General features: G+C 39.6%; 4 protein-coding genes. 1 reads left to right on the top strand and 3 read right to left on the bottom strand.

The genetic code is table 11. The features are described from left to right. Window positions 1-438 precede the first annotated feature (438 nt). Window positions 439-1305 (top strand): hypothetical protein, encoded by an 867-nt coding sequence (locus ABFQ95_07530; protein MEN8237371.1) that lies wholly within the window; start codon window positions 439-441, stop codon window positions 1303-1305. A 21-nt stretch (window positions 1306-1326) separates the two neighbouring features. On the opposite strand, the gene ABFQ95_07535 is transcribed toward ABFQ95_07530, so the two are convergent. The 3 genes from ABFQ95_07535 to ABFQ95_07545 all read right to left on the bottom strand — a co-directional run. Next, a complete protein-coding gene (locus tag ABFQ95_07535) occupies window positions 1327-1833 on the bottom strand; it encodes a hypothetical protein (protein MEN8237372.1) in 507 nt (168 codons plus the stop codon). Between the two features lie 424 nt (window positions 1834-2257). Further along, window positions 2258-3997, bottom strand: coding sequence for a type IV conjugative transfer system coupling protein TraD (traD, locus tag ABFQ95_07540; GenBank protein ID MEN8237373.1), 1740 nt, complete (start codon window positions 3995-3997; stop codon window positions 2258-2260). A 41-nt stretch (window positions 3998-4038) separates the two neighbouring features. Continuing rightward, window positions 4039-4986 (bottom strand): hypothetical protein (locus ABFQ95_07545; GenBank protein MEN8237374.1); only part of this gene is annotated, 948 nt, incomplete at its 5' end.

Here is a 4986-nt window from a genome sequence, read left to right on the forward strand (position 1 = left end):
CGAAGCATCGGCGAATCGGCAACATAGAAGTCTTGAGAGAAGAAATTGCGGCGTGGGCAACCGCAACGAATGAAAAGCAAAGAGGAGTTGATTGGCAGTCTAAGGTTGGCCAGGCACGGGTAAAACTAAAGTCCCTTTATCCCAAATTTACTGTGTGACAGACCACTAGTACTCTACGGAAAGTTTTGTCAAATAAAAGATAGCAAGGATTTTCTCTGCATGATATTACAGCTGAAAAGAGCGTATTTTAAAAAAAACTTCAAAAGCGTTGCTATAGAAAGGATACAGAGATTTATGGGTACATGTCGAGGCGTTCTGGCTACAACCCCTTCAGGCTAATTTCAAACCCTCTACTGAAGTAGAGGGTAGTTGATTCTTGAAAACTTTACGAATTAAGTTTAACTTCAGTAGGACACCGGTAAATTAAAGGAGAAGGTTATGAATCTAATTTTAAAAACATCACTATTAATTTTGTGTACTTGTGGTGTAGCACAGGCAACGCTTATGGAAAAACATTCCGATTCTACAAAAGTTTTAAAGAATATAAAATGTTCCTTAAACGATCAAACTTCGTTGGTTGAAGAAAACACATTGTCAGGTATAAAAAATAAATATTCTGTGAATAAAAATGAGTTGCCAAAATCTTTTAAAAATATAAGTATTAAAGAAAATACAATTTTTCTAAAAGTTCCTCGAGAAATTACCCTGTCTATTGCTAGTTACCTTTACTGGAAAGATTTTCATAATTTTGCACTTACATCAAAACCCATACAAGCTATCTTAGGAAGTAACAATCCTTTTTTTATGCCATCAAATAAAACAATGATCATTCAGTCTCTTCAAAAAACGGCGATTGAGGACATAGATTTATTAGCATTGGAATGGGGAAGAGGATTGAAACGTAAAGTATTTAAGAGCTTAGTCGAAATTGCCAACGAGAATGCAGCTTGTGTAGTTGGCTTTGGTTCCAGAGCTAAAACTTTGGAGCATATGCTTGCTTCAGTTGAGGTTTTTGTTAAATCACACAGAATAATGGTGGCTCTTGGCTCAATTTCTTCCAAAGAAGAATTAGAAATGACTAAGGATGCCAATATGTGTGATCTTATAACACGCATAAATGATACAAATCATGAGGGGGCCAAATTTTCCCTCATAAAAGTAGCGATGTTCTCTGATCAGACAGATAAAATTATACCAAAAAATACAATGGCTCGGTTAGGAATCGATGTTGAGAAGAAATTAGAGTCCTATAAACCGTTTGGTAGGTGGATTCCTTATAAAATACTTTTAGATGATCAGGTCTGATCGTCTAAAAGCAACTATCCTTTAGTCACTAATTGGATGAGCCGGGTAAATTGATAGTAAATAGTAATTATTTGGGGAAAATTTATGTTTCATATAATTTAAGTGTATGTTTTGAGTGGGAATATGTTTTACCCCATTATAATAAAGCCCAATGTTGTTTGGGCATTTATAGTAGCAAGCAGCACCATCTTTGATGTCATTTGTGTTATTAAATTCACAATTATTTCTAATGAAAGAAAGCAGGTTCTCGAAGTTTCCGATCACAGCATAATTAAATAAAGACTTTTCAGGTAAATTTTCTGGAAGTTTCCTCGAATCGTACCTATGCGTGCGAATGATTTTTCCAATTGTCTGCTTAAAATTTTTCTCCTTATATCTATTAAGGTTTAAGGCATCTCTGCATCCTTGTTGAGTTGCAATCTCAGGCAGATTCTCTGTTGCCAATACCCGGTCAATCGCTCCTACTTGAAAAGCGGCAATTAAGGTAATTAGAAGACTCAATTTAGTTTTATAAAAATTATAATTCATTATATTTCCTTTCCATTCTTAAAGTTTTACTATCTTATGTTTTCATTATATTTTATTTTTCTTAATTAATCCTTAAAGGCCTGGGGTAGTAGAGTACTAGGGGTACATTAGATCTTGGACCAAATCCAACGAACTTCCCCTCTAAACACTCTCTCAAAAAGGAGGGCTTTTGAGAGACGACCGCCAACTTTCATCAAAGTAATGAACCCTTGTAAAACAAGACTTTCAACCGCCTTCTCTCTCAAAACTCTACCCTTTTGAGAAATTCATATCGCAAAAATTAGATCAATTCTTGGTCCTAATACCAAATTAGCTAACTAATTAATTTTAAAAGAAACAATAATCACGAAATATTTATTCGTAAAAAGCAAAAAAATTGCAGCGGACTAAACAAAATTATTAATCTATCTTGGCACCGCATTAATCACCAAGGTCGTGTTTTTTCATCCTGCTGTTTTTCCACAAACCCTTTAACTTTTTGTTTGGCCTGCTGGTAACTCATTTGCAATTGCGTAATCGGGTAACCTCCTGGTAGCTTCACATAGCACTGCAAATCTTGCAAATTGGCTACCTCAGTTGGCAATACGACGGACTTCTTACGCTCCTGCTGACTCAAGGAAACTCCGTCACGTACTGTATTGGCTCCATAGGACAAGTTCTCCTTTATTTCTTGGGTTTCTTGTTCACCCAGGACTTTTGAGATCCATTCGGTGGTATTTGGATCCGTGTTGCGAAAGAAGATTTGTGTGTTGAAAAGATCAAGCAAAGTTTGCGCAGATGACGTGCCATAAACCGTGGTCAGCTGAGGAATGCTCTGGAAACCTGCCACAACACAGCCGCCGTATTTTCTGGATTCAGCTAAAGCCATTTCCAAAGAAGGAAGTCGGTGCAGGGCGGGCAGCTCATCGAGGATAAGCCAAACCCGTCGATTGCTATCTGGCGGCAAGGTCATCAGGGCATTGATACTGGTATCCATCCAGGCGGTCATCAGGGATTTAAGGGTTTGCCGTTGATCCGGCCGGGCACTTAAGAACAACCAAGAATTTTGATCATCTTGGCTCACCCATTGCCGGATTGAAAAGCTTGCCTGTTTATCACGCAGATACTTTAGCCCCACCAAATTGGCTAAAAGGGTCGAACGAATTGATGCTGTGGTCTTTTCTGCTTCTTGGCTGGTTAAGGGAGTAGCTTCCGTACCGGCAAAGAACTGTTGATACTCTGCAATGGGAGCTTTAGTTAACAACTGATACAAAGCTTCCGGAGACGGTGCCTGCATTTTTTCAAATTTCCTTAAGGCTGTAGCCAAGATAATCCGAGCTGAATTCTCCCAAAACGGATCACTTGTCTGGCCAGAAGGAATGATAGCACTTGCTAAAGCATCATATTGGGCTTCTGTTGTACATTCCTGCCAGGGTGACCATGCTTGGTGTCGGGCATCAAAGGGGTTCAAAATAAAGTCGGTTGTTTCGTCATAATAGCGTGAGACGAATTCTCCGGTAAGATCAACAATAATAGCGCGATTACCACGTTTGCGGATCTGCGGCAGCAATTTATGCAGTGCGTTTGATTTGCCTGCGCCAGTCGTACCCGTCAAAATTTGGTGTGAGGTTTCCTTGTCCTTGATCAACGGCAGACCATCAAGCTGCAAGTCTGAAGCTTGTTTTCTACGGCGAATCATTTTCTTTAGTTGTTGTACAGACACCAATGCTGTACCGCGCTCAGTGCGCTGTTGCGATTGCTCCCTGCCTCGATAAGCAAAGAAGATCACCGCCAAAAGCCCTATAACCCCACCAATCCATAATCCCAAAATACTGTTGTGCCAAACTTTGTATTCGATATTAGCCACAGCGTAATTAACCCAAGGACTTTGCACAATATTAATGCTGTATTCTTGAGTCTTTCTGCCATCAGGGTGAATGATCTGCTGGGTGGCCTTGTGAATATCAGCTTGCTTGGTGGCAAACCCCAGTAGGAATTTACCGTGGTAATATTCTTTAAACAGGTAAAAGTGGTATGGGGGAACTTCATAGAGGGTTTTACCAATGGAAATTGTCATAGCAGTAAACAGGATAACTGCTAATGTAATTCTTGCCACCTGTTGCCACATCCGCAACCGGTGCATGGAGAGTTGACCGCCTCGGGTGAAGTGATTGGATGATGTCATGGTATGCCTCGTGCTATTTCTACTCAAGCAATTTCCTAAAACTAAAGACCATTGGATATCTCATAAACTTGAACTCCCGTCTGGTTCCTGTTGTTTTGCTCACAATTATCTGGCAACCAAATACGCCACTTCTGCGCAAGTTTGTCGGTCGGTGGAGTATTATCAGGCCCTGCGTCCTCATTACTCATCCATTTTTTACTGAGGTTTAGAAAATCTTGTTCTTTTGGATAAAATCTTTCCAGCAAAAAGCCAAAACGTTTAAATAGGATAGGGTAATTATCAAATCGGAAAATATACTTGGTGAGGCATCCTAAATCCTTGAGTTGCGAGTTCATATAGAAATGGAAGATTTCCAGAACATCATCCATGCCAGCAAAAGCATCAGGATCGGCTATAAAATCAATCAGCGTGCGTGAAGGATCACTCAAAGCAACCTGTATGCCTTGTTGGCAAACCGTATCAAGTCCGAAGAAAAGCTCAGGTTTTGTCCTTTGGACATAATAGACATAATTTTTGTTGGCTGTTTGCTCTGCATCAATCTTTTGTTGTGAAGATACGCTGTCTGCTCCATATCTATCTGTAAGCCCCCAATACAGTGCAGCACTGTATCCACCAATGTAACAAGGATTAAAATTTTTAGAGGCAATAACCCATGGGTCATCTGTATTCCAATCCACCACTTTTTCTGGGGTGCTTGCAGTAAGCGTGTAAAATCCCAATTTTGTTTGTTTTAGCCATTCTAAACACGTCATGTGTTGCAGAACGTTTCCTGCTTCAGAATGGGATAAACGCAAAATATTTGCAGCTTGTTTGATGCACACCTGATTTCTATTTTTTGCAAACAGTTGTGCCAGGTAACGCTGGAATGTTGCTCGTAACTCAGGTTCAGTATAGATAGCTAATTGACTCGTCTTTTTATCAAAAAGTAAGCCTGAATCTGTCTGCTTTGTATGAACTTCTTGTTCAGAAATTGAATTGGTTTTATACAT

The sequence above is a fragment of the Pseudomonadota bacterium genome (assembly GCA_039714795.1).
Lineage (GTDB): Bacteria > Pseudomonadota > Alphaproteobacteria > JAGOMX01 > JAGOMX01 > JBDLIP01.

Bases quoted from the DNA above. Each gene is read 5' to 3' on its own strand.
- ABFQ95_07530 (MEN8237371.1), top strand. From the start codon at position 439: ATGAATCTAATTTTAAAAACATCACTATTAATTTTGTGTACTTGTGGT.
- ABFQ95_07535 (MEN8237372.1), bottom strand. From the start codon at position 1,833: ATGAATTATAATTTTTATAAAACTAAATTGAGTCTTCTAATTACCTTA.
- traD (MEN8237373.1), bottom strand. From the start codon at position 3,997: ATGACATCATCCAATCACTTCACCCGAGGCGGTCAACTCTCCATGCAC.